Annotated in this window: 1 protein-coding gene; it reads right to left on the bottom strand. The window is 68.6% G+C overall.

The features are described 5' to 3' along the window. Positions 1–364: substrate-binding domain-containing protein (locus PL597_RS26140; protein ID WP_333781954.1), on the bottom strand; the 364-nt coding region annotated here is incomplete at its 3' end. Positions 365–392 lie beyond the last annotated feature (28 nt).

Raw genomic sequence — 392 nt, 5'->3', positions numbered from 1 at the left:
GATGATGCTGGCTCATATAGCGCAGCACCCCTTCGAGCAGCCCGCAGGCCGCGGTGAAGAGCGCCTTCGGCGGACGCCCCAGCCGAGCGCAGAGCGCCGCGAACATCTCATAGCCGGAGCTGGGGTGGTAGTTGCCGTTGATCACCCACTCAGGGCGCAGCGTGATCCCCGCCTGGGCCAGGCCCTGGGTGAACCCCGCCAGCCGGTCGCGCGACGGCGACAGCCGCGGCTGGCCGCCGAGAAACCAGAACTCGTCCGCATGCTGAGGCGCGATACGGGAGATTAGCTCGGCCGTTGGGGTGACCGAGTCGGTCATCACCAGCGGCAGGGCGCTGTCGCTGGGGGAGCGGCCAAACAGCACCACCGGCAGCTCTTCGCCGAGTTTCTGCTAG

Origin of the sequence: Agrobacterium sp. ST15.13.013, from assembly GCF_027956525.1 — a bacterium.
Taxonomy (GTDB): Bacteria; Pseudomonadota; Alphaproteobacteria; order Rhizobiales; family Rhizobiaceae; genus Agrobacterium; species Agrobacterium salinitolerans.
The sequence above is the reverse complement of the archived record's forward strand: the minus strand, read 5'-3'. Positions and strand labels throughout refer to the sequence as shown.